This window comes from Streptomyces sp. 147326 (assembly GCF_045000215.1).
GTDB lineage: Bacteria > Actinomycetota > Actinomycetes > Streptomycetales > Streptomycetaceae > Streptomyces.
Genome location: NZ_CP134201.1, coordinates 5,561,154 through 5,586,493, shown reverse-complemented (window position 1 = coordinate 5,586,493; position 25,340 = coordinate 5,561,154). Strand labels below are relative to the sequence as shown.

Here is a 25,340-nt window from a genome sequence, read left to right as displayed (position 1 = left end):
TGAACCAGCCGGCGGATCAGCCGGCGGATCAGCCGAAGGATCGGCCGGGGAATCAGCCGCGGCCCGCGTACATGCGCGCGATCACGTCCTCGATGTCCGGCTCCCGCACCGACAGGTCCACCAGCGGGTACTCCGCCGCCACCGCCGCCACCAGCGGGGCCGCCGACGTCCCCGCCGGGAACGCCAGCCACTGCCGCGGCCCCTCCACCTTCACCACCCGCGCACCCGCCACCTCGATCGGCGCGAGCTCCCGCTCCAGGTCCACCACCAGGGTCCGCTCGCTCCCTCCCCCCGAGCCCCCCGAGCCCGCCGAACCCGCCTCGTGCAGACCCTCCAGCGCCCCGTCGTACATCAGCCGCCCGTGGTCGATCACCATCACCCGCTCGCACAGCTGCTCGATGTCCTGGAGGTCGTGCGTGGTCAGCAGCACCGTCGTCCCGAGCTCCTCGTTCAGCTGCCGCAGGAAGCCCCGTACCTTCGCCTTGCTCACCACGTCGAGCCCGATCGTCGGCTCGTCCAGGTACAGCACCTCCGGATCGTGCAGCAGCGCCGCCGCGATGTCCCCGCGCATCCGCTGGCCGAGCGACAGCTGCCGTACCGGTACGTCGAGCAGCTCGGCCAGGTCCAGCCGGTCCACGCAGCGCTCCATGTTCTCCGCGAACCGCGCCGCCGGGATCCGGTACATCCGCCGCATCAGCCCGTACGAGTCCTTCAGCGGCAGGTCCCACCACAGCGTGGTGCGCTGCCCGAAGACCACCCCGATCCGGTGCGCGAGGCGCATCCGCTCCCGCGACGGGTCGATGCCCGCGACCCGCAGCCGGCCGCCGCTCGGGGTCAGGATGCCGGTCAGCATCTTGATCGTGGTCGACTTGCCGGCGCCGTTGGGCCCGATGTAGCCGACCATCTCGCCCCGGGCGACCTCGAAGCTGATCCCGTCCACCGCCCGCACCCGGCGTTTCTCCCGGCGCATCAGGCTCACCCGGCGCCGTACGTCGAAGACCTTCTCGACCCCGTCCAGCGAGATCAGCGCTTCCGTGTCAGCCACAGCTAGCTCCCCGTGCTTCGGTACGAACGGACTCCCGCGCGCCACGCCAGCGACGCGGGCAGGAACACCACGAAGGCCACCAGCGGGCTCAGGTACGCGACCCACCCCGGCAGTCCCAGCGGATCGGGCCGCCCCAGCACGTGCAGCGCGGGCAGCCAGTTGACGAAGGCGAGCGGCACGATGAAGGTGACCCCGCGCAGCAGGTCCTTCCCGAAGACCGTCGGCGGGTACTGCAGCATCGTGCAGCCGCCGTAGGTGAAGGAGTTCTGCACCTCCGCCGCGTCCCCGGCGACGAACTGGAAGGCCGCCCCGGTCACCATCACCGCCGCGAAGATCGCCGCCCCGGCCACGATCATCACGGGCACCATCAGCACCTTCCCGGCCGTCCAGTCCACGTCCAGGGTCCAGACCGCCCAGCCCAGCACCCCGAGCCCCTGCATGACCCGCCCCAGCCGGCGCAGCGCGAAACGGTCCGCCGCCACCTGCGCGAGCACCGGGACCGGACGCACCAGCATGGTGTCCAGCGAGCCGTCCCGGATCCGGGCGCCGATCCGGTCGGTGTTCCCCATCAGCAGGTCCGCCAGGCCCAGGGAGGCCGAGCAGGACCCGTACAGGAGGGCGATCTCGGGCAGCGTGAAGCCGCCGAGGACGTCCACGTGGGAGAACATGATGAAGATCGCGACGAAGTCGAGGAGGGTGATCGCCGCGTTCCCGAAGGCGGACAGCGCGAAGGACGCCCGGTACGTCATCGTCGACCGGATCCACATCGCCACGATCAGCCCGTAGCCGCGCAGCCCCTCCCGGACCTCCCGCACCCGGTCGCGCCGACCCCGGGGACCCGCCCCCAGGGCCGTCAACTCCCGCCCCGGTACCGCCTCGACGGCCCCGGCCGCCACTGGCCCTGCCGCCTCCGCCGCCTCCAACGCCTCCACTGCCTCCGCCTCAGCCACCCTGGACCACCACCTTCCGCGTCGCCGCCGACTGCAGCAGCCGCCCGGCGCCCAGCAGTACGAGCGCCCACCCGGCCTGGAAGCCCAGCGCCCCGGCCGCGCCCCCGGCCCCCGCGTGCTTGCCCAGCAGGACGTCCATCGGAACCTGCAGCATCGCCGCCCACGGCAGGACCCGTACGAACTCGCCGAAGCCGCCCGGGAAGACGGTCAGCGGCAACAGCATCCCGGAGAAGAAGATCGAGACGACGGTGGCCATCATGTTGATCCCGGACCCGTCCATCAGCCAGAAGGCCAGCAGCCCCAGCAGGTAGCGCACCGCGAAACTCACCACCAGTCCGAGCGCGACGGAGAGCAGGAACAGCAGCCAGCGCAGCGGATCGGTGGGCAGCGCCAGCTGGAACGCCAGCGCCCCCACCACCAGCGGGACCAGCCCGCGCCCCAGCAGCTGGAAGCCCGCCCGGCCCATGTCGGCCGCGAGCCACCACATCTGGAGGTCCGCCGGCCGGTACAGGTCGACGGCGATGTCGCCCGTGCGCACCCGCTCCTGGATCTCCTCCTGGAAGCCGCCCCCGATCAACGCCCCTGCGGCGAGCAGCGACTGGCTCACCCACACGAAGGTCAGGGCCTGCGCCTGGTCGTAGCCGCCGAGCCCCGGTCGCTCGTCCCACAGTGCGATGTACGTGTACGCGACGATGAAACCGAACGTGGTGTTGGTGAAGACCCCGGCCGCGGTCGCCGTTCCGTAGGTGGCGTACCGCCTGAATCCCCCTGCCGCGACCGCCAGGTAGAGACGCACTCTCCGGCGCACCGTATCCCTCCGTTTCCCACGTCGTTCCTACGTCGGCCAAAGCGCGCGAGCTTAGTGCGGAGGGGCGATCCACGCGACCGATTTACGCCCGTCCGGAGCGGAATCACCGGCCATCGGGTAGACACCATGAGGTACAGAAGTGGATATTTCGAACGGCGTCGAGGAGTCCTGGAGATGAGCGACCAGTCACCACCCCCGGGCTGGACCCCTCGCGACCCGGACACCCCGCCCGAAGCACGGCAACCACGGGCGAACCAGCGGCCCCGCCAACAACCAGGGGACCGGCAACCGGAGACCCGGCAGCAACCGGAGACCCGGCAGCAACGGGAGGCCCGGCAGCAACCGCAGCCCGAGCCGCAACCCCGGCCGCCCGCACCGGGGAAGAAGCCCCGCCCGAAGCGGACCGGCTGGCGCCGCCTCCTCCCCACCTGGCGCATGGTCCTGGGCGCCGTCCTGCTCCTGGCCCTGCTCATCGGCGGCGCCCTCATGGCCGGCTACCTGCTGGTCGACATCCCACCGGCCAACGCCGCCGCCACCGCCCAGTCCAACGTCTACCTCTACTCCGACGGCTCCCAGATCGCCCGCGACGGCGAGGTCAACCGCGTCAACGTGCCGCTCTCCCAGATCCCGCGGACCGTGCAGGAGGCCGTACTGGCCGCCGAGGACCGGGACTTCTACTCCGAACGGGCGGTGGACCCCAAGGCGATGCTCCGCGCCGCCTGGAACACCGCGACCGGCAAGGGCACCCAGTCCGGCTCCACCATCACCCAGCAGTACGTCAAGAACTACTACCTGGGCCAGGAACAGACGATCAAACGCAAGGTCAAAGAGTTCTTCATCGCGATCAAACTCGGCCGCGAGAAGTCGAAGGACTACATCCTCGAGGGCTACCTGAACACCAGCTACTTCGGCCGCAACGCCTACGGCATCCAGGCCGCCGCCCAGGCCTACTACGGCAAGGACGTCAGCAACCTCACCACCGCCGAGGGCGCCTACCTCGCCACCCTCCTCAACTCCCCCAGCGCCTTCGACGTGGTCGCCCACCCCCAGAGCCGTCCCCGCGCCCTCGCCCGCTGGAACTACGTACTCGACGGCATGGTCAAGAAGGGCTGGCTGTCCGAGACCGAGCGCGCCACCACGCAGTTCCCCGAGCCCGGCAAGGTCCGCGCGGCCGCGGGCCTGTCCGGCCAGCGCGGCTACCTCGTCGAGGCCATCAAGGACTACATCGTCGAGAACAAGATCCTCGACGACAAGACCCTCGCCGAGGGCGGCTACCGGATCACCTCCACCATCGACAAGCGCCGCCAGAACGCCTTCGTCGCCGCCGTCGACGAACAGATGATCAGCAAACTCGACCCCGGAACGCGCAAGGCGGACCGGCTGGTGCGGGCCGGCGGGGTCTCCATCGACCCGGCCACCGGCAAGGTCGTCGCCATGTACGGCGGCATCGACTACACCAAGCAGTACGTCAACAACGCGACCCGGCACGACTACCAGGTCGCCTCCACCTTCAAGCCGTTCGTCTTCGCCTCAGCCGTCGAGAACGACTCCCGCACCCAGGACGGCCGCCGGATCACCCCGAACACCATCTACAACGGCGACAACAGGCGCCCCGTCGTCGGCGGCCGGATCCGCTTCAACCCCGAGAACGAGGGCCAGGTCTCGTACGGGAACATCACCGTCAACACCGCCACCGACCTCTCCGTCAACGCCGTGTACGCACAGATGGTGGTCGACGTCGGCACCGGCAAGGTCAAGCGGACCGCCATCGACCTCGGCATCCCCGAGGACACCCCCAACTTCGTTCCGGGCCCCGCCATGGCGCTCGGCACGATGCAAGCCAGCGTCCTCGACATGACCCAGGCCTACGCGACCCTCGCCGACCACGGCCGCCGCACCCCGTACACCTTCCTGGAGAAGATCACCAAGGGCGGCGACACGATCGGCCTGCCCGAGCGCACTCCCACCCAGGCCATCAGCCGCGAGGCCGCCGACACCACCACCTCCATGCTGGTCAGCGTCGTGGACAACGGCACCGGTACGGCGGCCCTCGCCGCCGGCCACCCGGCCGCCGGCAAGACCGGCACCGGCGAACTGGACCGCTCGGCCTGGTTCGCGGCCTACACCCCGAACCTCGTCACGGTCGTCTCGATGATGGGCCAGGACCCGGACACCGGAACCCTGCAGTCGCTCTACGGCGCCCTCGGCGAACCCCGTATCGGCGGTGGCGGCTACCCGGCCCGGATCTGGGCCGCTTATACGAAGACCGCCCTGGAGGGCACCGACCCCGTCGACTTCGACCTGGAACTCCAGCCGGGCGCGGCGCAACCCCCACCGCCCTCCCCGGAATCCAACCCTCCGCAGGAGACGCCGGACGACGAGCTCACGCCCACGCCTCCGGTACGGCCGAGCCCGCCGACGGGCGGACAGACCCAGGGCGGCCGCGACAACGGCGGCCAGAACCAAGGGGGTCAGAACAACGGCGGCCAGAACCAGGGAGGCCAGAACAACGGCGGTCAGGACAACGGAGGCCAGAACCAGGGCGGTCAGAACAACGGGGGCCAGACGCAGGGCGGCCAGGACAACGGCGGCACCACCGAGGGCACCCAGGGCACCCAGGGGACGACCACCCAGGGCGCCGACGGCGGGCCGGCCGATGGCCTGCGCCCTCCGCCGTCGGCGTTCCTCGAATGACCGCCGACGCGGGCGGTCAGTGACCGGAGGTCACCTTCAGCCCCACCACGGCGACCAGCAGCAGACAGATGAAGAAGATCCGGGAGGCGGTGACGGGCTCGCCCAGCACCGCCATGCCGAGCACGGCCGCGCCCGCGGCGCCGATGCCCACCCACACCCCGTACGCGGTACCGATGGGCAGGGTCTTCGCGGCGTAGGACAGCAGCACCATGCTGGCGACGATCCCGGCGCCCGTGAACACACTGGGCCAGAGCCGGGTGAAGCCCTCGGTGAATTTCATGCCGATCGACCAGCCGACTTCGATCACACCGGCGACGACGAGAAGAACCCAGGCCATGACGGCACCTCCGAGACATCGAGCGATACGGGGTGCGTCGTCTTGTCGTACCCGGTACGGCGCGTCTCGTCGGGTTCTCCTCCACCGTAGCAAAAGGCAGGCAAAGGGCAGCGAAAAGGGCCGGTGACCAAGGCCACCAGCCCTTCTGCGTTTCCGTTCGGGTCCTAGAGGTACAGGCCGGTGGAGTCCTCCGACCCCTCCAGCCGCTCCGCGGCCACGGCGTGCAGGTCCCGCTCGCGCATCAGCACGTACGTCGCGCCCCGCACCTCGACCTCGGCACGGTCCTCGGGGTCGTACAGGACCCGGTCCCCGGGCTCGACCGTCCGTACGTTCTGCCCGACCGCGACCACCTCGGCCCAGGCCAGCCGCTTGCCCACCGCGGCCGTCGCCGGAATCAGGATGCCGCCGCCCGAGCGGCGCTCGCCCTCCGGCAGGTCGGACTTCACGAGCACGCGGTCGTGCAGCATGCGGATGGGCAGCTTGTCGTGGGTGGTGTTCTCGCTCACGATCCGAACCTACCTGTCCGCGCCCGCCCCGTGCCGCTCAGGGTCACGCGCGCCTGCGTCGTGCCGACAGGACAAGCACACCGACGACACCCACCGCGAGCAGGGCGACCGGCACGATCCGCTCGGGGCGCGGAGTCCCGTCGTCGTTGCGCAGGCCGTCCCGCAGATCCGTCACGATGCGGTTCACCGTGGCGAAGGCCCGCCCGGCCGTGTGGTCGACGGTCGAGGCGACCCGGGCCCGCGCATCCCCGATGATCGTCTTCGGGTGCACGCGCACGCCGATCTCGTCGAGCGTCTCGGCGAGCTGCTCGCGGCGGCGGACGATGTCCGCCTCGATCTGTGCGGGAGTCCTGGCTTCGGGCACCGCGCTGCCTCCGTCGTCGTGGTCGGTGGGGGGTAGTCCCCGGTGAACAGTCTGTCAGCTTAGTCTCGAGACGTACCGATCCCCTCTTGAGGAGACTGTCCAGATGAGCGAGCGACTCCAGCCGGGCGACACCGCCCCCGCCTTCACCCTGCCCGACGCGGACGGCAACGAGGTCTCGCTCGCCGACCACGAGGGCCGCAAGGTGATCGTGTACTTCTACCCGTCCGCACTGACGCCGGGCTGCACGAAGCAGGCCTGCGACTTCACGGACAACCTGGCCGTCCTGGCCACGGCCGGCTACGACGTCATCGGCGTCTCCCCGGACAAGCCGGAGAAGCTGGCGAAGTTCCGCGAGCAGGAGAGCCTGAAGGTCACCCTGGTCAGCGACCCGGAGAAGGAGACCCTGACGGCGTACGGCGCGTACGGCGAGAAGAAGCTGTACGGCAAGACGGTCACCGGGGTCATCCGCTCCACGGTGGTGGTCGACGAGGCGGGCAAGGTCGAGCACGCCTTCTACAACGTCAAGGCCACGGGCCACGTAGCCAAGATCATCAAGGACCTGGGCATCTGACCCGCCCCCTTCCGACGGAGCGGCCCGCACCAATCCGGTGCGGGCCGCTCCGTTTATCGGACGAAACCGGCCGTAACCGCCCGACTATCGGTCCGTTACTCCATACGAGCGCCGCACACGCGGCCGACGAATGGAGGGGGCAAGGATGCCGGTCAGCCCGTACACGAGAGAACGCCTCACGGCGGCGGCGAGCACGTCGCGCACGCTGACGGAGGCGCTGGAGCGGCTGGGGGTGGACCCGAAGAGCGGCTCGCGGCGCTATCTGCACGGCCGCATGCGGAAGTTGGGCGTGGACGTCTCCCACTTCGAGGCGGAGGGGGTCAAGTGGACGCGGGAGGTCCTGGCGGAAGCCGTGGCCGCCTCGACGACCATGTGCGAGGTCCTGCGTCGCCTCGGCCTCGAGGTCGTGGGCGGCCATCACACCCATATCAGCCGCCGGGTGAAGGCCTTCGGCATAGACACCTCGCACTTCAAGCTGCCCTCACCAGCGGGGCGTCCCAAGGTCCGGCGAACGCCGGAGGCGCTCCTGATCAAGCAGGCCGGGCCGCACGCCCGCCGCATCCAGAGCGAACAGCTGAAGTGGGCGCTCAGGGCACGCGGCGTACTCGAACAGTGCGCGCGATGCGGTGTCGAGGCCCGCTGGCGGGGGCATCCGCTGCCTCTGGAGGTGGACCACATCGACGGCGACTGGCGCAACAACCAACCGGGAAACCTCCGGCTGCTGTGCCCCAACTGCCACGCGATCACCAGCACCTGGTGCCGGGGAGGTCGGCGAAACCGTTGATGCCGCTTCCCCCGCACGGCACGGTGCGCAGTAGAGTGTCCCTGACTCGCGCCCGTACGCGACCTGGTTAGCGGTGGTCTTTAGGTGGCCACGTATGTCGGTTCGAATCCGACCGGGCGTACCCAGGAAGAGGCCTGGTTCCCGATATCCGGGGACCAGGCCTCACTGCGTCAGCCCAGGAGTTCTCGAACCACCGGGACGAGGGCGCGGAAGGCCTGGCCCCGGTGGGAGATGGCGTTCTTCTCCGCCGGGGCGAGTTCCGCGCAGGTACGGGATTCGCCCAGGGGCTGGAGGATCGGGTCGTAGCCGAAGCCGCCCGTGCCGGTCGGGGTGTGGCGGAGGGTGCCCAGGAGGCGGCCCTCGACGACGCGTTCCGTGCCGTCGGGCAGGGCGAGGGCGGCCGCGCAGAAGAAGTGCGCGCCGCGGTGCTCGTCGGCGATGTCCCCGAGCTGGGCCAGCAGGAGGTCGAGGTTCGCCTTGTCGTCTCCGTGCGTGCCGGCCCAGCGGGCCGAGAAGATGCCGGGGGCGCCGTTCAGGACGTCCACGCAGAGGCCGGAGTCGTCGGCGACCGCCGGGAGGCCGGTGGCCTGGGCGAGGGCGTGCGCCTTGAGGAGGGCGTTCTCGGCGAAGGTGACCCCGGTCTCCTTGACGTCCGGGATCTCCGGGTACGCGTCCGCGCCGACCAGCTCGTGGGGCAGGCCGGCTGCGGACAGGATGGCGTGGAGTTCGGTGACTTTGCCGGCGTTGCGGGTGGCCAGGATCAGGCGGCTGGGAGTCGAGGTCATGCGCCCATTATCCCGGGGTGCAGACCTTGGAGATCTCGCTGGCCGCGTCCGCGACCGGCTGGATGTCCGGGACGGTGTTGCCGCTCTCGATGGAGGTGCGGACGTTCTTCACCGCCGCGTTCATCGAGTCGATGGCCTTGCCCAGGTCGGCGTTGTCCGTCTGGTCGCCGATCTTCTTGAGGTTCGACTCGATCTGGTCGAGCGCGGTCTGGGCGTCCTGCGGGCTGTTGCCCGCCTGGGAGACGGCCTGCTGGAGGTCGTTCGCGCCGTCGGTGATGGCCACCGCCGTGTTCGCGCAGTCCATCGCCGTGGAGATCGCGTCGCAGGCGGACAGGGCCGGGACGGTCAGTACGGCGGCCACGGCTATGGCCGCGATGCGGAGCTTCATGCGGTTCTCCCCGGGAGCAGGATTGGGATGCGTGGACGGGCGCACGGCTGTGACACCGTGCGCCCGTGTTGTGCTAGACGCCGGGCCGGGCCCGGCGGTTGCCGCCTGGGGTTCGCCTAGAGTTCGAGCGCACCGAGCTGGATGGCTTCCAGGTCCGCGCAGCCGCCGGCTGCGAGGTCGAGGAGGGCGTTCAGTTCCTTGCGGTCGAAGGGCTCGCCCTCGGCGGTGCCCTGGACCTCGACGAAGCGGCCGTCGCCGGTGCAGACCACGTTCATGTCCGTCTCGGCGCGCACGTCCTCCTCGTAGCAGAGGTCGAGGAGCGGGACGCCGTCGACGATGCCGACGCTGACGGCGGCGACGGTGCCGGTGAGCGGCTTGCGGCCGGCCTTGATGAGCTTCTTCTGCTGGCCCCAGGCGACGGCGTCGGCGAGGGCGACGTAGGCGCCGGTGATGGCGGCGGTGCGGGTGCCGCCGTCGGCCTGGAGGACGTCGCAGTCCAGGACGATGGTGTTCTCGCCGAGGGCCTTGTAGTCGATGACGGCGCGCAGCGAGCGGCCGATGAGGCGGGAGATCTCGTGGGTGCGCCCGCCGATCTTGCCGCGTACGGATTCGCGGTCGCCGCGGGTGTTGGTGGAGCGCGGCAGCATCGAGTACTCGGAGGTGACCCAGCCTTCGCCGCTGCCCTTGCGCCAGCGCGGGACTCCTTCGGTGAAGGAGGCGGTGCAGAAGACCTTGGTGTCTCCGAAGGAGATGAGGACGGAGCCCTCGGCGTGCTTGCTCCATCCGCGTTCGATGGTGACCGGGCGGAGCTGTTCGGGCGTACGGCCGTCGATGCGAGACATGGCTCCGAGCCTAGTCCCTGCGGTGGAACGCGAAGACCCCGTCCGGGTGGTTCCGGGACGGGGTCCGCTGTGTGGACGGCCCTAAGGGGTTCGGGTCACATCATGTCTTCGATGTCGGCGGCGATCGGGTCGGCGTCGGTGCCGATGACGACCTGGATCGCGGTGCCCATCTTGACGACGCCGTGGGCGCCGGCGGCCTTGAGTGCGGCTTCGTCGACGAGGTCGGGGTTGACGACCTCGGTGCGCAGGCGGGTGATGCAGCCCTCGACCTCTTCGATGTTGTCGATGCCGCCGAGCCCGGCGACGATCTTCTCAGCCTTGGTGGCCATGTGTTTCTCCCTGAGTGTTTCGAAGAACGAGTCTCGGCGCGGCCGGTCCATGGAGAGCCACCCGTGCGGTCCGCTTTGTCACGGTAACGCACGGTTGGCGCATCTACGCGAGCACATGACCGGTCTCTGCCGAATGATGACGATCAGCAGCAACCTGCCCGACAACTGGTCTACACCAGTGTGCCGCAAGTGTTGCGGCAGCCAAAAACGGGCCGGTCAGGGAGGACGCCGATGAGCGTGAGCATCTCCAAAGCAGCGCCACGCCCGTCGTGGCGGAACAACCTGTTCCAAGGGCTGCAGAAGATGGGGCGGAGCCTTCAGCTCCCGATCGCCGTACTGCCCGCGGCAGGCATCCTGTTGCGGCTGGGACAGCCGGACGTCTTCGGCAAGGACGGCCTGCAGTGGACGGACGTCGCCAGCGTGATGGCGGGCGCGGGCGGGGCGCTGCTCGACCCCGATCTCGGCCTCCCGCTCCTCTTCTGCATCGGCGTCGCCATCGGCATGGCGAAGAAGGCGGACGGTTCGACCGCCCTCGCGGCCACGGCGGGCTTCCTCGTCTACCGGGGGGTGCTGCACGCGTTCCCGAACGAGTGCCCGGAGGGAAGCCGGAACGTCGGGGGCGGCTGCCTGGGGCAGGACGACACCTTCGTCGCGTTCACCTACCAGAACCCCGGCGTCTTCGGCGGCATCGTCATGGGGCTGCTGGCGGCCTGGCTCTGGCAGCGATACCACCGGGTGAAGCTGGTGGACTGGCTGGGCTTCTTCAACGGCCGGCGGCTGGTCCCGATCATCACGTCCTTCGCCGCGATCGCCTTCGCCGCGCTCTGCCTGTGGATCTGGCCGCCGGTCGGCGCCGGGCTGGAGAGCTTCTCCGACTGGCTGCGCGGGCTGGGCTCCTGGGGCGGGGGCATCTTCGGCGTCGCGAACCGCGCGCTGCTGGTGATCGGCCTGCACCAGTTCCTGAACGTGCCGATGTGGTTCCAGTTCGGGTCGTACACGGCGCCGGACGGGAAGACGTACCACGGCGACATCAACATGTTCCTGCACGGCGACCCGAACGCGGGCCTGTTCCTCTCCGGCTTCTTCCCGATCATGATGTTCGCGCTGCCGGCGGCGGCGCTGGCGATCACGCACTGCGCGAAGCCGCAGCGGCGCAAGGAGGTCGGCGGTCTGATGCTGTCGGTGGCCCTGACCTCGTTCGTCACCGGGATCACCGAGCCGCTGGAGTACTCCTTCCTCTTCGTCGCGCCTGCGCTGTACGCGGTGCACGCGGTGCTGACGGGTGTGTCGATGGCGGTGACGTGGGCGCTGGGCGTCCACGACGGCTTCAGCTTCTCGGCAGGCCTGATCGACTACGTCATCAACTGGAAGCTGGCGACGAAACCATGGCTGATCGTTCCGATCGGCCTGTGCTTCGCCCTCGTCTACTACGCGGTGTTCCGTTTCGCGATCACGAAGTTCAACCTCGCGACGCCGGGCCGGGAGTCGGACGAGGAGATCGCGGCGATGGAGTCGGAGACCACCAAGGCCTGAACCCGCCCCCCGGCAGGGCCGGAACCCGGTCCGTCAAGGGCCCTCGGATCACGATCCGGGGGCCCTTCGGCATACCCCGGGACGTGTGATCCAGGCCACAGGAAATCGAAGGTTCCTTATCTAACCCTCACCGTGTTACAACTGGTCTACACCACAATTGGTGTAGACCACGAGGCGCGTTCGAGCCCCCGTGTATCCCCCCTTTCGAAGACGCCGCCGTCCCCGTTTCCCCTGGCGGCGCCTTGCCCACTGGAGGACCTTGTGACCACGGCTGCCGCCCCCGCGGCCGAGAAGAAGAAGGGCGCTGGCGTGATGGCCGTCATGCAGCGCATCGGCCGGAGCCTCATGCTCCCCGTGGCCGTGCTGCCTGCCGGCGCGCTCCTGCTCCGCCTAGGCGCGGACGACATGCTCGGCGACAAGGACGTCTTCCCGACCTTCGTCCTGAAGATCGCCGGTTACATGGCGGCCGGCGGTGGCGCGATCCTCGACAACATGGCGCTGCTGTTCGCCGTGGGCATCGCGATCGGCTTCGCCAAGAAGTCGGACGGCTCCACCGCCCTCGCCGCCGTCACCGGGTACCTGGTGTTCCAGAAGGTCCTCGCGACCTTCACCGACAGCAACCTGCCCAAGGTCGCCAAGGTCGTCGGCGGCAAGATCGTCAACGTGGACGCCCCGGTCAACGCGGGTGTGCTCGGCGGTGTCGTGATGGGCATCATCACGGCCCTGCTCTACCAGAAGTTCTACCGGACCAAGCTGCCGGACTGGGCGGGCTTCTTCGGCGGCCGCCGTCTCGTCCCGATCCTCTCCGCCCTGGCGGGTCTGGTCACGGGCATCGTCTTCGGTCTCGTCTGGCCGGTGCTCGGCAGCGGTCTGCACAACTTCGGTGAGTGGCTGACCGGCTCCGGCGCCGTCGGCGCGGGCCTCTTCGGTGTCGCCAACCGTGCGCTCATCCCGATCGGCATGCACCACCTGCTGAACTCCTTCCCGTGGTTCCAGGCCGGCTCGTTCGACACCCCGACCGGCGCCGTCCACGGTGACATCGGCCGCTTCCTCGCCGGTGACCCGACCGCCGGACAGTTCATGACCGGCTTCTTCCCGATCATGATGTTCGCCCTCCCGGCGGCCTGCCTCGCGATCGTCCACTGCGCCCGCCCCGAGCGCCGCAAGGTCGTCGGCGGCATGATGCTCTCCCTCGCGCTCACCTCCTTCGTCACCGGCGTCACCGAGCCGATCGAATTCACCTTCATGTTCATCGCCCCGGTGCTGTACGCGATCCACGCGGTGCTGACCGGTATCTCGATGGCCCTGACCTGGGCCCTGGGCATGCGCGACGGCTTCGGCTTCTCGGCCGGCCTCGTCGACTTCCTGCTGAACCTGGGCATCGCGGAGAAGCCGTGGATGCTGGCGGGCGTCGGCCTCTGCTTCGCGGCGGTCTACTACGTCGTCTTCCGCTTCGCGATCGTCAAGTGGAACCTCCCGACGCCGGGCCGCGAGTCCGACGAGGAGCTCGCCGAGCTGCTGAAGGCCGAAGCCAAGTAGGCCCGCTCGTCCACACGTCGAAGCCCCCGCTCTCCCGGAAGGGAGGGCGGGGGCTTCCGCGTGTTCCGGTCCGTCAGACCTCGTAGACCGCGCCCGCGTACGCCAGGTCGACCCGGCCGTCGTAGACCGCGCGGGCGTCGGCGAGGTTCTGCGCCGCGTCCGTCCACGGCGGGATGTGGGTGAGGACGAGCCGGCCGACGTCGCCGCCGCGCGCGTACTCGCCGGCCTCGCGGCCGTTCAGGTGCAGGTCCGGGATGTCCTCCTTGCCGTGCGTGAAGGAGGCCTCGCAGAGGAAGAGGTCGGTGCCGGCGGCGAGCAGACCCAGCTCGGGGCAGGCGCCGGTGTCCCCGGAGTACGTGAGCGAGCGGCCGCCGTGCTCGATGCGGATGCCGTACGACTCGACGGGGTGGGCGACCCGCTCGGTGCGGATCTGGAACGGCCCGATCTCGAAGTTCCCGGACTTCAGGGTGCGGAAGTCGAAGACCTCGCTCATCGAGCGCTCGTCGGGGACGTCGTCGTAGGCGGTGGTCAGGCGCCGCTCGGTGCCCTCGGGCCCGTAGACGGGGATGGTGCCGCAGCGGCCGCCCTCGTGCCGGTAGAAACGGGCGACGAAGTACGCGCACATGTCGATGCAGTGATCGGCGTGCAGATGGCTCAGGAAGATCGCGTCGAGGTCGTAGAGACCGCAGTGGCGCTGCAGATCGCCGAGGGCGCCGTTGCCCATGTCGAGGAGCAGGCGGAAGCCGTCGGCCTCGACGAGGTAGCTCGAACAGGCCGATTCCGCGGACGGGAACGACCCCGAACAGCCGACGACGGTGAGCTTCATGGAGCGTGAACCTCCGTGGACGGTCCGTGGACGGAATGCGGGCCGTGCGTGCGTCGAGCGTAAGGCGCGAAACGTCCGGTCGCTCCTCCGCGGCGGGCCGTTGTGGGGGAAGTCACCGCCTGCACCACTCATACCCAGTAATGGCAAGCGGTCAGGTGTACGGGCCTAGAGCAGAGTGCCCATGCCCCCGTACGGCCGCGCCGGGTGCCGGGTGCCGGTGGCGCGGCTACGGTCGGAACATGGACACGTCCTGGTGGCCCGCGGTCGCTGCGGTCGTGGCCGTCGCGCTGGTGGTGCTGGTCGCCGGGGGACGGCTGGGGCTCCCCCGCCGGGCCCCGTCGGCGCACGGGTCCGGTCCGCCGCCGCACCCGCGCGCCGGCGAGCTGTGGTCCCTGGCGGACGGCCGTACGTGTCTGGTCCTGGCGGTCGAGTCGGTACGGGGCCACCGCGCGCGGGTCGCGTGGATCACCGGGAAGTACGACGACCGGCGGGCGGGGGTGATCCCGCTGCCCCCGGGGACGGTGGGGGCGCAGGGCCGGGCGGCCTTCCTGGAGGCGGACCGGCCGGAGGAGGTGTCGCTGTGGGAGTTCCGCACGCGCAGGGGGGTACTGGACCCGGCGGTGTGGGACGAGATCAAGGGACTGGGAGGCGGGCGGTGAAGCCGGTGATCCGCTTGCGGCGCGTGTACGACCCGCCGGAGCCGGGCGCGGACGGGGTACGGGTCCTGGTGGACCGGCTCTGGCCGCGGGGCCTGGCGAAGGAGGCGGCGGGGGTGGACGAGTGGCCGAAGGCGGTCACGCCGTCGAACGAGCTGCGCAAGTGGTTCCACGGGGGTGGCTCCGCCGGGGAGTTCCGGGAGCGGTACGAGGCGGAGCTGGCGGGGCCGGAGGCGGTGGCCGAGCTGGCGCGGCTCCGTTCGCTGGCCGAGGCGGGCCCGCTCACCCTCCTGACCGCGGTCAAGGACCCGGCCGCCAGCCATGCAGCCGTGCTCGCTGACCTGCTGTCCGCCTAGCCGGGCCGACCCGGACCCGGTCCTCAAACGCCGGACGGGCTTGATTGTGCCCGGCGCCACTGCACGGCGCTCCGCGCCCGCGCCTCAAACGCCGGCGGGGCTGAAATTGCGCTCCGCGCAATCCAGCCCCGCCGGCGTTTGAGGCGCGGGGTCTGGGGCGGAGCCCCGGGAGGCGGCGCTTCGCCCGAGACGGCCGGGCAACCCCGCAGGGGCTACGCCCAGAGTTGGCCCTGGAGGACCTCGATGGCCTCTTCGGTGGTCGCGGCCGTGTAGACGCCGGTCGAGAGGTACTTCCAGCCGCCGTCGGCCACGACGAAGACGATGTCCGCCGTTTCGCCCGCGGCCACCGCCTTGCGGCCGACGCCGATCGCCGCGTGCAGGGCGGCTCCCGTGGAGACGCCCGCGAAGATCCCCTCCAGCTGCAGCAGCTCCCGCGTGCGCGTCACCGCGTCCGCCGAGCCCACCGAGAAGCGGGTCGTCAGGACCGAGGCGTCGTACAGCTCGGGGACGAAGCCCTCGTCGAGGTTGCGCAGCCCGTACACCAGGTCGTCGTACCTCGGCTCCGCCGCGACGATCTTCACTCCGGGCACGTTCTCGCGCAGGTAGCGGCCGACGCCCATCAGGGTGCCGGTCGTGCCGAGGCCCGCCACGAAGTGGGTGATCGACGGGAGGTCGGCGAGGATCTCCGGGCCCGTGGTGGCGTAGTGCGCGCCCGCGTTGTCCGGGTTGCCGTACTGGTAGAGCATCACCCAGTCCGGGTGCTCCGCGGCCAGTTCCTTGGCCATCCGGACCGCGGTGTTCGAGCCGCCGGCGGCCGGCGACGAGATGATCTCGGCTCCCCACATGGCCAGCAGGTCGCGCCGCTCCTGGCTGGTGTTCTCCGGCATCACGCACACGATGCGGTAGCCCTTGAGCTTGGCCGCCATCGCCAGCGAGATGCCGGTGTTGCCCGAGGTCGGCTCCAGGATGGTGCAGCCGGGGTACAGCCGACCGTCCTTCTCCGCCTGCTCGACCATGTGGAGCGCCGGGCGGTCCTTGATCGAGCCGGTCGGGTTGCGGTCCTCCAGCTTGGCCCAGATGCGGACGTCGTCCGAGGGCGACAGCCGGGGCAGCCGGACCAGCGGCGTGTTGCCGACCGCGGCCAGCGGGGAGTCGTAGCGCATTACTTCGATCCGCCGGCCACGGCCGGGAGGATGGTGACGCTGTCGCCGTCCTTGAGCGCGGTGGAGATGCCGTCGAGGAAGCGGACGTCCTCGTCGTTGAGGTAGACGTTCACGAAGCGGCGCAGCTCGCCGCCCTTGGCGTCGTCGACGATGCGCTCCTGGATGCCCTTGTGGCGGGTCTCCAGGTCGGCGAAGAGGTCGGCGAGGGTCGCGCCCTCACCGGAGACGGCCTTCTCGCCTTCGGTGTAGGTGCGGAGGATGGTGGGGATGCGGACCTCGATGGCCATGGCTGTCTCCAGTCGTCAGGGCGTAAGCAGGGGCGTGAGAACGTGCGGCGCGCGGTTCGTCGGCCCCCCCGCGCAGAGGGGCTCTGGTGCTCAGACGGCAGGACAGATGGCGCTGGCGAGGCGGCACAGGTCGACGTGCAGCCGCGCCACGAGCAGCAGCCTGCCGGGCGTCTCGATGCTCACGTCGTGGGAAACCATGCGGTCATGTTAACGATTCCCGGTCCCGGGTTTGGAGTGTGATCCCGCATCGTGGACGCCGACCGCTCACATGATGGTCAGTAGGCCTCGACGACCTGCACTTCTTCCTCGGTGATCACGCCGTCGACGATCCGGTACGAGCGGAACTGGAACTCTCCGAGGCCGTCCTCGTCCGCCGTCGAGACGAGGACGTAGTGCGCGCCCGGCTCGTTCGCGTACGTGACGTCGGTGCGCGAGGGGTAGCCCTCGGTGGCGGTGTGCGAGTGGTAGACGATCACCGGCTCCTCGTCGCGGTCGTCCAGCTCGCGGTAGAGCTTCAGCAGATCCTTCGAGTCGAACTCGTAGAACGTGGGCGAGCGGGCCGCGTTGAGCATCGGGATGAACCGCTCGGGACGGCCGGTGCCGGCCGGGCCCGCCACGACGCCGCACGCCTCGTCGGGGTGGTCCTGGCGGGCGTGCTCGACGATCTGGTCGTACAGGGCCTGGGTGAGGGTCAGCATGAGCGACAGGATAAGCAGACGGGCCCTTCCGTACCGAGGAGTGGTACGGAAGGGCCCGCATGATGGACAGACCAGCCCTGTGACAACGTCACGGGCCGCGGTTCCCGGCCGTGGCAGGCGGCCGGGACCCGCGGTCCTCGGGTGCTACGAGGCCTTGGTGAAGGCCGCGCCGCGCGGGTCGCGGGACTTCATCACCAGGTACGAGACGCCCAGGATCAGACCCCACAGCGGGGCGCAGTACAGCGAGACGCGGGAATCCTTGTCGGCGCCCATCATCACGATGACCATGCCGATGAAGAGCAGCGCGAACCAGCTCGTGTACGGGGCGCCGGGCGCGCGGAACGCGGACTGCGGCAGCTCACCGCGGTCGGCCTTGGCCCGGTAGCGGATCTGGCAGACCAGGATCATGATCCAGGCCCACATGCCGGAGATGGTGGCGAAGGAGACGACGTAGTCGAAGGCCTTGCCCGGGGCGACGTAGTTGATCCAGACGCCCACCAGCATCAGCGCGGCGGAGAAGGTGGTGCCGATGAGCGGGGTGCCGCTCTTGGTGAGCTTGGTGAAGACCTTCGGACCCTGGCCGTTGATCGCGAGGTCGCGCAGCATGCGGCCGGTGGAGTACATGCCCGAGTTGCAGGAGGACAGGGCGGCGGTCAGCACCACGAAGTTGACGATCGCGGCGCCGACGCCGAGGCCCATGCGCTCGAAGGCGGCGACGAAGGGCGAGACGCCCGGCTGGAAGTGGGTCCACGGGACGACCGACAGGATCATGATCAGTGCGCCGACGTAGAAGACGGCGATGCGCCACGGCACGGTGTTGATGGCCTTGGGCAGGGTCTTCTCGGGGTCCTTGGACTCGCCGGCGGTGACGCCGACCAGCTCGACCGCGAGGAAGGCGAACATGACGATCTGCAGGGTCATCAGCGTGCCGCCGATGCCCTTGGGGAAGAAGCCGCCGTCGTTCCACAGGTTGGAGACGGTGGCGGTGTCGGCCGCGTCGGAGAAGCCGATGGTGAGGATGCCGGCGCAGATCAGGATCATGCCGACGATGGCCGTGACCTTGACCATGGAGAACCAGAACTCCAGCTCACCGAAGAGCTTCACGGAGATCAGGTTGGCGGCGTAGAGGATGACGGTGAAGATCAGCGCGTAGGCCCACTGCGGGAAGCTGTCGTGGGTCCAGTACGACATGTACTGCGCGGCGGCCGTGACCTCGGTGATGCCGGTGACCACCCAGAACAGCCAGTACGTCCAGCCTGTGACGTATCCCCAGAACGGGCCCAGGAACTCGCGGGCGTAGTCCGAGAAGGAACCGGAGACGGGGCGGTACATGAGCAGCTCGCCCAGGGCCCGCATGATGAAGAAGATGACCAGGCCCGCGATCGCGTAGGCCAGGATCAGGCTGGGGCCGGCCTTGGAGATCGCCTTGCCGGCGCCCAGGAACAGGCCGGTGCCGATGGCTCCGCCGATCGCGATCATCTGGATCTGCCGGGCGCCGAGCGTGCGGTGGTAACCCTCGCCGCCCTCGCCCTGAGTGCCCTCGCCGGGCGTGTTGCCGTGCTGCTCGACCTGCACAGAGGTCATGTCTGGTGCGCCTTTCTCCACGCCGACCCGCGCCTTGACGGCTGCGGATCGGGTCCTCGATCCCCCCGGATACGGATGGAGTTGCACGCCGGCGGTCCGCCGGTCCAAGCGAGCCGGGGGGACATGGGTGGCGTCCCTTCGGCAGTCGTGAAGATTTATCACGTGCTTACGGCTGCCCGAGGGGGAGAAATGTGGCGCAGGGCACCAAAAATTCAGGACAAAGGTGAGCGAACAGATCAGATCACCGCATGGCGGTGATCTGATCGTTATCCGGATTTGAGCGTCCGCTGAGCGAACGGTGTACCCGCTTGAGGATCTTCAGAGGATCTTCGGCGGGTCCGGGCGCGCCTCAGCGGGTCACAGCGTCTCGATGAGCGTCTCCTGCAGCCCGCCCAGCCAGAGGTACGCCATCACCATCGGCTTGCGCGGGTCGTCGTCCGGCAGCCGGAACAGCGCCGCGCTCTCGTCGTCCTCGGTGATGTCGAGGCGGGCCGCGAGGGTCAGGCGCAGGTCGTTGAGCGCGCCGAGCCAGCGCAGCGGCAGCTCCCCGGTCAGCTCCAGCACCGCCGCCCCGTCACCGGCCGGGGTGAGCCCGTCCAGGCTGCGTACGACGGCCAGCGCGTCCTCCCGCTTGCGGGTGCGCAGGTCGTTCTCGGTGAAGCGGCGGAACTCCGCCGAGTGGGCCCGCAGCTCCTCCGGGTCCTCCTTGGGCCCCGGCCCGTCCGGGCCTCCGTAGGCGTCGGGGAAGAGCCGGGCCAGCGCCGGGTCGGACGGGGGCTCGGAGGGACCCTCGGCGAACAGCGCGGCGAGCGGGTCGGCGTCCTCGGCGGGCTCCGGCTCGCCGGGGCCGATCAGTTCGAGCATCTGGACGGCCAGGGAACGCAGGATGGAGATCTCGATCTCGTCGAGCGCGATGGCGGCGCCGCCGCCCTCCAGGGGCTGGAACGTGCCGCCCATCAGTTGCGGTCCTGGGAGAGGGTCGCCCACAGGCCGTAGCCGTGCATGGCCTGCACGTCGCGCTCCATTTCCTCGCGGGTGCCGCTGGACACGACCGCCCGCCCCTTGTGGTGGACATCGAGCATCAGCTTGTGCGCCACGTCCTTGGAATAGCCGAAGTACGCCTGGAACACGTAGGCCACGTAGCTCATGAGGTTGACCGGGTCGTTGTGCACCAGGGTCACCCAGGGGACGTCGGGTTCGGGTACCGCGAAGGTCTCTTCGGCCGATTCGGTGCGTTCGATCTCTACAGGAGCAACACTCACTTGTCCCATGCTGCCACCGCCGAGGGCCCGTCGCACAAACGGGTCGCACATCTCGTCACTTTGACGAAATGTGCGCTAGCATCCGTGACATGAACCCTGCGGACCTGGGCCTGCCGGTGGACGTGCCGTCGACAGCGCTCTTCACGGACCATTACGAGCTCACGATGCTGCAGGCCGCCCTGGCCAACGGCACCGCCGACCGCCGCTCGGTCTTCGAGGTCTTCACCCGGCGGCTGCCCGAGGGGCGCCGTTACGGGGTCGTCGCCGGAACCGGGCGGGTGCTGGACGCGGTGGAGAACTTCCGCTTCGACGGCGCGGTGCTGGAGTTCCTGCGCGAGCGGGCCGTCGTCGACATGCGGACCCTGGACTGGCTGGCCTCGTACCGCTTCTCCGGTGACATCTGGGGCTACCCGGAGGGGGAGGTCTACTTCCCCGGGTCGCCGATCCTGCGGGTGGAGGGCAGCTTCGCCGAGTGCGTGCTGCTGGAGACCGTGATCCTGTCGATCCTCAACCACGACTCGGCGATCGCCGCGGCCGCCTCCCGGATGTCCTCGGCGGCGGGCGACCGCCCGCTGATCGAGATGGGCGCGCGGCGCACGCACGAACTGGCGGCGGTGGCCGCGTCGCGGGCCGCGTACGTGGGCGGCTTCGCCTCGACCTCGGACCTGGCGGCCGGCTTCCGGTACGGGATCCCGACGGTCGGCACGAGCGCCCACGCCTTCACGCTGGTGCACGACAGCGAGCGGGACGCCTTCACCGCGCAGGTGGCCTCGCTGGGACGGGGCACCACCCTTCTGGTGGACACCTACGACGTGGCCGAGGCCGTCCGCACCGCCGTCGAGGTGGCCGGCACCGACCTGGGCGCGGTCCGGATCGACTCCGGTGACCTGCTGCTGGTCGCCCACCGGGTGCGGCAGCAGCTGGACGAGCTGGGGGCGACGGCGACGAAGATCGTGGTCACCTCGGACCTGGACGAGTACGCCATCGCCTCGCTGGCGGCGGCGCCCGTGGACGCGTACGGCGTGGGCACGCAGCTGGTGACGGGCAGCGGGCACCCGACGTGCTCGATGGTCTACAAGCTGGTGGCCCGGGCCGTTTCCGCGGACCCCAAGGCGGCGCTGGCTCCGGTGGCGAAGAAGTCCACGGGCGGCAAGACCTCCATCGGGGGCCGCAAGTGGGCGGCGCGGCGGGTGGACGCGGAGGGCGTCGCCGAGGCGGAGGTGGTCGGGATCGGGCCGGTCCCGTCGGCCCTGGCCGACCACCAGCTCCTGACCCAGCTGGTCAAGGCCGGCGAGGTGGTCGCCCGCGAGCCGCTGGAGGCCGCGCGCGACCGCCACCGCGCTGCCCGCGCGGGGCTGCCGCTGTCCGCGACGCAGCTCTCGCGCGGCGAGGCCGTGCTCCCCACGGAGTACGCGTAGCCGCAGCTCCACAGCCGGGGCTCCGCCCCGAACCCCCTACGGCGCTCCGCGCGGGGTCTGGTGCGGAGCCCCAGTTTCGGGAAGGGGCGGGGTGGGGGAAGAGCCTCCGCAGGGCCCCGCCGCCGCACAGAGACATCGAGCCGAAGGACTACGTCATGCACCGCGCACTGATCGTCGTCGACGTACAGAACGACTTCTGCGAAGGCGGCAGCCTCGCGGTCACCGGCGGAGCCGACGTCGCCGCCGCCGTCACCGAGTACATCGGCCAGGCCACGCCCGCGTACCGGCACGTCGTCGCCACCCGGGACCACCACATCGATCCCGGTGCCCACTTCGCGCACCCCCCGGCGGAGCCGGACTTCGAGACCTCCTGGCCCGTCCACTGCGTCGCCGGGACCGAGGGGGTGGGCTTCCACCCGAACTTCGCCCCCGCCGTGGCCTCGGGCGCCGTCGCCGCCGTCTTCGACAAGGGCGCGCACGAGGCCGCGTACAGCGGCTTCGAGGGCGCCGACGAGAACGGGGCGACGCTCGGCCAGTGGCTGCGGGACCGGCAGGTCACCGAGGTGGACGTGGTCGGGATCGCCACCGATCACTGCGTCCGGGCCACCGCCCTCGACGCCGCCCGTGCCGGCTTCGACACCCGGGTCCTGCTGGACCTGACGGCCGCCGTCGCCCCGCACACCACCGCACGGGCCCTGGAGGAGCTCCGTGCGGCGGGAGTGACCCTGGTGAGCCACAAGGCGGACCGGGACGGCCACGAGGACGCCCAGGGCGGCTAGAGACGGCTGGAGACGGCTGGAGACGGTAGAACATGGTCTAGGTCCCCAGCAGGGCCCGGATGGGGTGCCAGAGCTCCTGCGCGCGGTCGGGCGCGCCGCGCCACAGCAGGCCGTCCGGGTGGTGCAGGACGGCCGTGACCTCATCCGGCGTCGGCGGGTGCGCGTTGCCCCGCAGGTACACCGCCCGCATCCCGAGGTTCCGCAGCCTGGTCAGGGCGCGGGCCCGGTTCGCGGCGTGCACCAGAACGCGGACATTTCCGCCTTCTCCACACGGCCTCGGCAGCGTGAGCGCTACGACCACGCTGCCGCCTGGCAATCTGACGAAACCTCCACCGGGCATGGCTGTCATCTCCCCCGTCAATAAGAAACTCGTACCGGGCATCTAAACGCGATCGGCCGCCGCCCGCTAGAGGGCGACGGCCGATCATGCTTTGACCTGCGGTTTTACCGAATTACTTCGAGGAGGGACCAACCTCGACGGTCATGACCTCACCGTCGTAGGTCTCCTTCAGGATCTTGATCTTGGTGTTGGTGTCAGTGACCTTCACCGATCCGGTCGGGTTCTCGTCGTAGAAGTACTTGCCCTTGTGGTCGTCGAAGACCAGGTTGGCGGGCTTCGGCTTCAGGAAGAGCGACTCGCCGTTCTTGTGCAGCGTGAACGCGTCCGTCGAGTAGGCGCTGAAGGTCGCGTCGTACGGCTGGATCTTGTTCCGCAGCAGGGTGCCGTCGGCCCACTTCATGGGCTTGGCGTTGGCGTCGATCGGGAGGATCAGACCCTGGCCCGGGTGGGCGCTGGTGTTGTTGTCCTTCTGGCTGGTGTCCCACTGCCAGATGAGCAGGCCGTCCTGGTACGGGTAGTGCTCGACCCAGTCGGGCTTGGTGTTGCCGAAGCCGAAGTTGTACGGGCCGACCTTGAGGGTCTTGTCGTACGAGACGTAACGGCGGTTCTCGGCCAGGTAGTACTGCGCGTACTCCTTGGTGAAGCTGGCACCGATGCGGGAGAAGCCCTTGCCGGTCCAGCCGTTGTCGCCGTTCTCGGCGCCGTCGGTGAACAGCGCGGAGCCGTCCGCGGTGAGGGTCACGGCGTCGGCGGTGAAGCCCTTGCCGCCCGCGCCGCCGTCCGTCTGGTAGCGGAAGCGGAGGTCGACCTTCTTGCCCGCGTAGGCGTCGAGCGGGAAGTTCAGCGACTTCCAGGCACCCGAGACACCGGTGAGCGACGGACTGCCGGAGGCGTCGGCCGGGATGGCCGTGCCGTCGGCGGTGCCGGCGAGGGCGGTCCAGGTGGCGCCGCCGTCCGTGGACACCTCGGTGTAGAGGTAGTCGTAGTCGGCCTCGATGTCCCACCAGCCCTTGAGGGACAGCGCGGCGGACGTCTTGCCCGTCAGGTCCACCGACCGGGTGAGGGTGTTCTTGAGGTCGTCACCCATGCCGCTCCACCACTGGGCGGAGCCCTCGGCGGGCGCGACGACCTCGGTCTTGACCTGCTTCTTCGGCAGGTTGACGACCAGGGCCTGCTTGTCCTTGGTGTTGAACTCCGCCACGCCCAGCTTGTGGGTGGACTTCGTCGCGGCCTTCGCCGTGTCGTAGTTCAGCCAGCCCAGCTGGAGCTTGTCCCAGGCGGTCATGTCGCCCGGGAGGTCGCCGATGGAGTCCTTGCCCGCGCCGAGCCAGGAGCCGGCCGACATCAGGGACCAGAAGCCGACGCCGTTCTCGCCGCCACCGGAGGTGTCGTAGAGGTCGGGCAGGCCGAGGTCGTGGCCGTACTCGTGCGCGAAGACGCCGAGGCCGCCGTTCTCGGGCTGCATCGTGTAGTCGCCGACCCAGATGCCGGAGTTGCCGATCTGGGTGCCGCCGGCCTTGTTGTTGTCCGGGCCGGTCTTGCCCGCGGCGGTGCCGTAGGCGTACCAGCGGTGCGCCCACAGTGCGGTGGTGCCCTGCACGCCGCCGCCGGCCGACTCGTCCTCGCCCGCGTGGACGATCTGGAAGTGGTCGATGTAGCCGTCGGGCTCGTTGAAGTTGCCGTCGCCGTCGAAGTCGTAGCGGTCCCAGAGGTCGTACTGGGCCAGCTTCGCCTTGATCTCGGCGTCGGACTTCCCGGCCTTCTTCTGGGCCTCCACCCACGCGGTGACGCCGTCCTTGACGGTGTCCCAGACGTTGGAGCAGTTGGACTGGCCGCAGAAGTTGGAGCCGTAACGGCCCTCGTTGTACGGGACCTTGACCCAGTCGGCGACCTCGCCCTCGACCGAGTAGCGACCCGAGGAGGTCTTCTCGTAGTAGGTCTTCAGCGAGTCCTTGCCCTCACCCGACGCGAAGTACAGGTCCTGGAAGTAGTCGCGGCTGAAGTCCTTGCGCCAGGCGGTGCTGTTGTCCTTGGCGCGGTCCGGCTGGGCGATCGTGTTGTGCAGCGGACCGGGGGTGCCGCCGTACTTCGGGACCGCCGGCTGCGGGCCGGGGCCGTCCGGGTCGTGCATGGTCGTGCTGTCGACCTGGTCGCCGAACTCGACGAGGATCGTGAAGATCTTGTCGGTCTTCTCGCGGCCGAGCTCGACGTACTTCTTGTCGTCGAGCTTGACGACCTTGGAGGCGCCGCGCTGCTCGACGCCCTTCTTGCCCTGGAGCACCTGGTCCAGGGCGGCCTTGCGCTGCTGGGCCTGCTGCTCGCTGAACGGACCCTTCAGGTCGTGCTCGACGACCTTGGCAGGAGCGGTCGGGTCCTGCCGGTCGGCCGCGGGAGCCGGGGCGGCCGAGGCCTTGCCCTCGGCCTGGGCCGCGGTGACGGTGAAGAAGGTGGCGCTTGTCGCACAAGCAGCCATGGTCACGGTGACGGCGGCAGCGC

Annotated in this window: 29 protein-coding genes, 1 tRNA gene and 1 riboswitch; of the genes, 10 read left to right on the top strand and 20 right to left on the bottom strand. The window is 69.8% G+C overall.

Annotation, left to right across the window (positions count from 1 at the left end; translation table 11 throughout):
• Nucleotides 1–52: 52 nt before the first annotated feature.
• The 3 genes from RIU97_RS25550 to RIU97_RS25540 form a co-directional block, all read right to left on the bottom strand.
• Entirely contained in the window at nt 53–1,045 is a 993-nt protein-coding gene (locus RIU97_RS25550; RefSeq protein ID WP_404959914.1) for an ATP-binding cassette domain-containing protein, read from the bottom strand.
• A gap of 2 nt (nt 1,046–1,047) precedes the next feature.
• Complete coding sequence (locus tag RIU97_RS25545) at nt 1,048–1,812, bottom strand: ABC transporter permease (protein ID WP_404962935.1); 765 nt, start codon at nt 1,810–1,812, stop codon at nt 1,048–1,050.
• A 175-nt stretch (nt 1,813–1,987) separates the two neighbouring features.
• Nucleotides 1,988–2,791 (bottom strand): ABC transporter permease, encoded by an 804-nt coding sequence (locus RIU97_RS25540; RefSeq protein WP_404959913.1) that lies wholly within the window; start codon nt 2,789–2,791, stop codon nt 1,988–1,990.
• Between the two features lie 186 nt (nt 2,792–2,977).
• Between RIU97_RS25540 and RIU97_RS25535 the strand changes: the two genes are divergently transcribed.
• On the top strand, nt 2,978–5,497 hold the full coding sequence (locus tag RIU97_RS25535) for a transglycosylase domain-containing protein (protein ID WP_404959912.1): 2,520 nt from the start codon (nt 2,978–2,980) through the stop codon (nt 5,495–5,497).
• Nucleotides 5,498–5,513: 16 nt separating this feature from the next.
• On the opposite strand, the gene RIU97_RS25530 is transcribed toward RIU97_RS25535, so the two are convergent.
• The 3 genes from RIU97_RS25530 to RIU97_RS25520 all read right to left on the bottom strand — a co-directional run bounded on the left by RIU97_RS25530 (nt 5,514) and on the right by RIU97_RS25520 (nt 6,704).
• Nucleotides 5,514–5,834, bottom strand: a complete 321-nt coding sequence (locus RIU97_RS25530) for a multidrug efflux SMR transporter (protein WP_319728230.1) — start codon at nt 5,832–5,834, stop codon at nt 5,514–5,516.
• Between the two features lie 31 nt (nt 5,835–5,865).
• Nucleotides 5,866–5,935: riboswitch (guanidine-III (ykkC-III) riboswitch) on the bottom strand.
• A gap of 63 nt (nt 5,936–5,998) precedes the next feature.
• A complete protein-coding gene (locus RIU97_RS25525) occupies nt 5,999–6,340 on the bottom strand; it encodes a co-chaperone GroES (RefSeq protein ID WP_030009035.1) in 342 nt (113 codons plus the stop codon).
• A gap of 43 nt (nt 6,341–6,383) precedes the next feature.
• Nucleotides 6,384–6,704, bottom strand: coding sequence for a DUF3618 domain-containing protein (locus RIU97_RS25520; RefSeq protein WP_404959909.1), 321 nt, complete (start codon nt 6,702–6,704; stop codon nt 6,384–6,386).
• Nucleotides 6,705–6,807: 103 nt separating this feature from the next.
• On the opposite strand from RIU97_RS25520, the gene bcp reads away from it, so the two are divergent.
• The 3 genes from bcp (at nt 6,808) to RIU97_RS25505 (ending at nt 8,180) form a co-directional block, all read left to right on the top strand.
• A complete protein-coding gene (gene bcp / locus RIU97_RS25515) occupies nt 6,808–7,275 on the top strand; it encodes a thioredoxin-dependent thiol peroxidase (RefSeq protein WP_404959908.1) in 468 nt (155 codons plus the stop codon).
• A gap of 145 nt (nt 7,276–7,420) precedes the next feature.
• Entirely contained in the window at nt 7,421–8,059 is a 639-nt protein-coding gene (locus RIU97_RS25510) for an HNH endonuclease (protein WP_404959907.1), read from the top strand.
• Between the two features lie 48 nt (nt 8,060–8,107).
• A tRNA-Leu gene (locus RIU97_RS25505) sits at nt 8,108–8,180 on the top strand.
• A 49-nt stretch (nt 8,181–8,229) separates the two neighbouring features.
• Here the strand turns inward: RIU97_RS25505 and rdgB are convergent.
• From rdgB to RIU97_RS25485, 4 genes are all read right to left on the bottom strand, one after another.
• Complete coding sequence (gene rdgB, locus RIU97_RS25500; RefSeq protein ID WP_404959906.1) at nt 8,230–8,844, bottom strand: RdgB/HAM1 family non-canonical purine NTP pyrophosphatase; 615 nt, start codon at nt 8,842–8,844, stop codon at nt 8,230–8,232.
• A gap of 7 nt (nt 8,845–8,851) precedes the next feature.
• Nucleotides 8,852–9,232 carry a hypothetical protein gene (locus RIU97_RS25495; protein WP_404959905.1) on the bottom strand — a complete coding sequence of 127 codons (381 nt, stop codon included), beginning with the start codon at nt 9,230–9,232 and terminating at the stop codon, nt 8,852–8,854.
• A 116-nt stretch (nt 9,233–9,348) separates the two neighbouring features.
• Nucleotides 9,349–10,074: a ribonuclease PH gene (rph, locus tag RIU97_RS25490; RefSeq protein ID WP_030717976.1), complete on the bottom strand. Its 726-nt coding sequence runs from the start codon at nt 10,072–10,074 to the stop codon at nt 9,349–9,351.
• 95 nt (nt 10,075–10,169) lie between these two features.
• Complete coding sequence (locus RIU97_RS25485; protein WP_404959904.1) at nt 10,170–10,454, bottom strand: glucose PTS transporter subunit EIIB; 285 nt, start codon at nt 10,452–10,454, stop codon at nt 10,170–10,172.
• 180 nt (nt 10,455–10,634) lie between these two features.
• Between RIU97_RS25485 and RIU97_RS25480 the strand changes: the two genes are divergently transcribed.
• Together RIU97_RS25480 and RIU97_RS25475 are read left to right on the top strand one after the other, a co-directional pair.
• Nucleotides 10,635–11,936, top strand: a complete 1,302-nt coding sequence (locus RIU97_RS25480; protein WP_404959902.1) for a PTS transporter subunit EIIC — start codon at nt 10,635–10,637, stop codon at nt 11,934–11,936.
• A 312-nt stretch (nt 11,937–12,248) separates the two neighbouring features.
• On the top strand, nt 12,249–13,475 hold the full coding sequence (locus RIU97_RS25475; RefSeq protein ID WP_404962934.1) for a PTS transporter subunit EIIC: 1,227 nt from the start codon (nt 12,249–12,251) through the stop codon (nt 13,473–13,475).
• A 73-nt stretch (nt 13,476–13,548) separates the two neighbouring features.
• Here the strand turns inward: RIU97_RS25475 and RIU97_RS25470 are convergent, their stop codons facing one another.
• Nucleotides 13,549–14,301, bottom strand: coding sequence for an MBL fold metallo-hydrolase (locus RIU97_RS25470; RefSeq protein WP_404959900.1), 753 nt, complete (start codon nt 14,299–14,301; stop codon nt 13,549–13,551).
• Nucleotides 14,302–14,540: 239 nt separating this feature from the next.
• Between RIU97_RS25470 and RIU97_RS25465 the strand changes: the two genes are divergently transcribed.
• Together RIU97_RS25465 and RIU97_RS25460 are read left to right on the top strand one after the other, a co-directional pair.
• A complete protein-coding gene (locus RIU97_RS25465) occupies nt 14,541–14,960 on the top strand; it encodes a hypothetical protein (protein WP_404959899.1) in 420 nt (139 codons plus the stop codon).
• A gap of 5 nt (nt 14,961–14,965) precedes the next feature.
• On the top strand, nt 14,966–15,313 hold the full coding sequence (locus tag RIU97_RS25460) for a DUF488 domain-containing protein (RefSeq protein ID WP_404962933.1): 348 nt from the start codon (nt 14,966–14,968) through the stop codon (nt 15,311–15,313).
• Between the two features lie 212 nt (nt 15,314–15,525).
• On the opposite strand, the gene RIU97_RS25455 is transcribed toward RIU97_RS25460, so the two are convergent.
• The 7 genes from RIU97_RS25455 to clpS form a co-directional block, all read right to left on the bottom strand.
• Nucleotides 15,526–16,476 (bottom strand): PLP-dependent cysteine synthase family protein, encoded by a 951-nt coding sequence (locus RIU97_RS25455; protein WP_404959897.1) that lies wholly within the window; start codon nt 16,474–16,476, stop codon nt 15,526–15,528.
• Nucleotides 16,476–16,763 carry a MoaD/ThiS family protein gene (locus RIU97_RS25450; protein ID WP_319728248.1) on the bottom strand — a complete coding sequence of 96 codons (288 nt, stop codon included), beginning with the start codon at nt 16,761–16,763 and terminating at the stop codon, nt 16,476–16,478. Before RIU97_RS25450 ends, RIU97_RS25455 begins: the two co-directional genes overlap by 1 nt.
• A 90-nt stretch (nt 16,764–16,853) precedes the next feature.
• Entirely contained in the window at nt 16,854–16,961 is a 108-nt protein-coding gene (locus RIU97_RS25445; protein ID WP_312847437.1) for a putative leader peptide, read from the bottom strand.
• A 77-nt stretch (nt 16,962–17,038) separates the two neighbouring features.
• Nucleotides 17,039–17,461, bottom strand: a complete 423-nt coding sequence (locus tag RIU97_RS25440) for a Mov34/MPN/PAD-1 family protein (RefSeq protein ID WP_404959896.1) — start codon at nt 17,459–17,461, stop codon at nt 17,039–17,041.
• Nucleotides 17,462–17,605: 144 nt separating this feature from the next.
• Nucleotides 17,606–19,045, bottom strand: a complete 1,440-nt coding sequence (locus RIU97_RS25435; RefSeq protein ID WP_404959894.1) for an amino acid permease — start codon at nt 19,043–19,045, stop codon at nt 17,606–17,608.
• 357 nt (nt 19,046–19,402) lie between these two features.
• Nucleotides 19,403–20,002 carry a DUF2017 domain-containing protein gene (locus RIU97_RS25430; RefSeq protein WP_404959892.1) on the bottom strand — a complete coding sequence of 200 codons (600 nt, stop codon included), beginning with the start codon at nt 20,000–20,002 and terminating at the stop codon, nt 19,403–19,405.
• Nucleotides 20,002–20,316 carry an ATP-dependent Clp protease adapter ClpS gene (gene clpS / locus RIU97_RS25425; RefSeq protein ID WP_030717942.1) on the bottom strand — a complete coding sequence of 105 codons (315 nt, stop codon included), beginning with the start codon at nt 20,314–20,316 and terminating at the stop codon, nt 20,002–20,004. Before clpS ends, RIU97_RS25430 begins: the two co-directional genes overlap by 1 nt.
• Nucleotides 20,317–20,396: 80 nt before the next feature.
• Between clpS and RIU97_RS25420 the strand changes: the two genes are divergently transcribed.
• Nucleotides 20,397–21,725 (top strand): nicotinate phosphoribosyltransferase, encoded by a 1,329-nt coding sequence (locus tag RIU97_RS25420; RefSeq protein ID WP_404959891.1) that lies wholly within the window; start codon nt 20,397–20,399, stop codon nt 21,723–21,725.
• A 155-nt stretch (nt 21,726–21,880) separates the two neighbouring features.
• Nucleotides 21,881–22,504: an isochorismatase family protein gene (locus tag RIU97_RS25415; protein WP_404959889.1), complete on the top strand. Its 624-nt coding sequence runs from the start codon at nt 21,881–21,883 to the stop codon at nt 22,502–22,504.
• 37 nt (nt 22,505–22,541) lie between these two features.
• On the opposite strand, the gene RIU97_RS25410 is transcribed toward RIU97_RS25415, so the two are convergent.
• Together RIU97_RS25410 and RIU97_RS25405 are read right to left on the bottom strand one after the other, a co-directional pair.
• Entirely contained in the window at nt 22,542–22,844 is a 303-nt protein-coding gene (locus RIU97_RS25410) for a hypothetical protein (protein ID WP_037807208.1), read from the bottom strand.
• Nucleotides 22,845–22,956: 112 nt separating this feature from the next.
• A complete protein-coding gene (locus RIU97_RS25405) occupies nt 22,957–25,317 on the bottom strand; it encodes an immune inhibitor A domain-containing protein (protein WP_404959887.1) in 2,361 nt (786 codons plus the stop codon).
• Between the last annotated feature and the right edge of the window lie 23 nt (nt 25,318–25,340).

Coding starts and splice junctions, on each gene's coding strand:
- RIU97_RS25545 (WP_404962935.1), bottom strand. CDS start 1,812: ATGTGGATCCGGTCGACGATGACGTACCGGGCGTCCTTCGCGCTGTCC.
- RIU97_RS25535 (WP_404959912.1), top strand. CDS start 2,978: ATGAGCGACCAGTCACCACCCCCGGGCTGGACCCCTCGCGACCCGGAC.
- RIU97_RS25530 (WP_319728230.1), bottom strand. CDS start 5,834: ATGGCCTGGGTTCTTCTCGTCGTCGCCGGTGTGATCGAAGTCGGCTGG.
- bcp (WP_404959908.1), top strand. CDS start 6,808: ATGAGCGAGCGACTCCAGCCGGGCGACACCGCCCCCGCCTTCACCCTG.
- RIU97_RS25510 (WP_404959907.1), top strand. CDS start 7,421: ATGCCGGTCAGCCCGTACACGAGAGAACGCCTCACGGCGGCGGCGAGC.
- rdgB (WP_404959906.1), bottom strand. CDS start 8,844: ATGACCTCGACTCCCAGCCGCCTGATCCTGGCCACCCGCAACGCCGGC.
- RIU97_RS25495 (WP_404959905.1), bottom strand. CDS start 9,232: ATGAAGCTCCGCATCGCGGCCATAGCCGTGGCCGCCGTACTGACCGTC.
- rph (WP_030717976.1), bottom strand. CDS start 10,074: ATGTCTCGCATCGACGGCCGTACGCCCGAACAGCTCCGCCCGGTCACC.
- RIU97_RS25485 (WP_404959904.1), bottom strand. CDS start 10,454: ATGGACCGGCCGCGCCGAGACTCGTTCTTCGAAACACTCAGGGAGAAA.
- RIU97_RS25480 (WP_404959902.1), top strand. CDS start 10,635: ATGAGCGTGAGCATCTCCAAAGCAGCGCCACGCCCGTCGTGGCGGAAC.
- RIU97_RS25475 (WP_404962934.1), top strand. CDS start 12,249: ATGGCCGTCATGCAGCGCATCGGCCGGAGCCTCATGCTCCCCGTGGCC.
- RIU97_RS25470 (WP_404959900.1), bottom strand. CDS start 14,301: ATGAAGCTCACCGTCGTCGGCTGTTCGGGGTCGTTCCCGTCCGCGGAA.
- RIU97_RS25465 (WP_404959899.1), top strand. CDS start 14,541: ATGGACACGTCCTGGTGGCCCGCGGTCGCTGCGGTCGTGGCCGTCGCG.
- RIU97_RS25455 (WP_404959897.1), bottom strand. CDS start 16,476: ATGCGCTACGACTCCCCGCTGGCCGCGGTCGGCAACACGCCGCTGGTC.
- RIU97_RS25450 (WP_319728248.1), bottom strand. CDS start 16,763: ATGGCCATCGAGGTCCGCATCCCCACCATCCTCCGCACCTACACCGAA.
- RIU97_RS25445 (WP_312847437.1), bottom strand. CDS start 16,961: ATGGTTTCCCACGACGTGAGCATCGAGACGCCCGGCAGGCTGCTGCTC.
- RIU97_RS25440 (WP_404959896.1), bottom strand. CDS start 17,461: ATGCTGACCCTCACCCAGGCCCTGTACGACCAGATCGTCGAGCACGCC.
- RIU97_RS25435 (WP_404959894.1), bottom strand. CDS start 19,045: ATGACCTCTGTGCAGGTCGAGCAGCACGGCAACACGCCCGGCGAGGGC.
- RIU97_RS25430 (WP_404959892.1), bottom strand. CDS start 20,002: ATGGGCGGCACGTTCCAGCCCCTGGAGGGCGGCGGCGCCGCCATCGCG.
- clpS (WP_030717942.1), bottom strand. CDS start 20,316: ATGGGACAAGTGAGTGTTGCTCCTGTAGAGATCGAACGCACCGAATCG.
- RIU97_RS25420 (WP_404959891.1), top strand. CDS start 20,397: ATGAACCCTGCGGACCTGGGCCTGCCGGTGGACGTGCCGTCGACAGCG.
- RIU97_RS25415 (WP_404959889.1), top strand. CDS start 21,881: ATGCACCGCGCACTGATCGTCGTCGACGTACAGAACGACTTCTGCGAA.
- RIU97_RS25410 (WP_037807208.1), bottom strand. CDS start 22,844: ATGCCCGGTGGAGGTTTCGTCAGATTGCCAGGCGGCAGCGTGGTCGTA.
- RIU97_RS25405 (WP_404959887.1), bottom strand. CDS start 25,317: ATGGCTGCTTGTGCGACAAGCGCCACCTTCTTCACCGTCACCGCGGCC.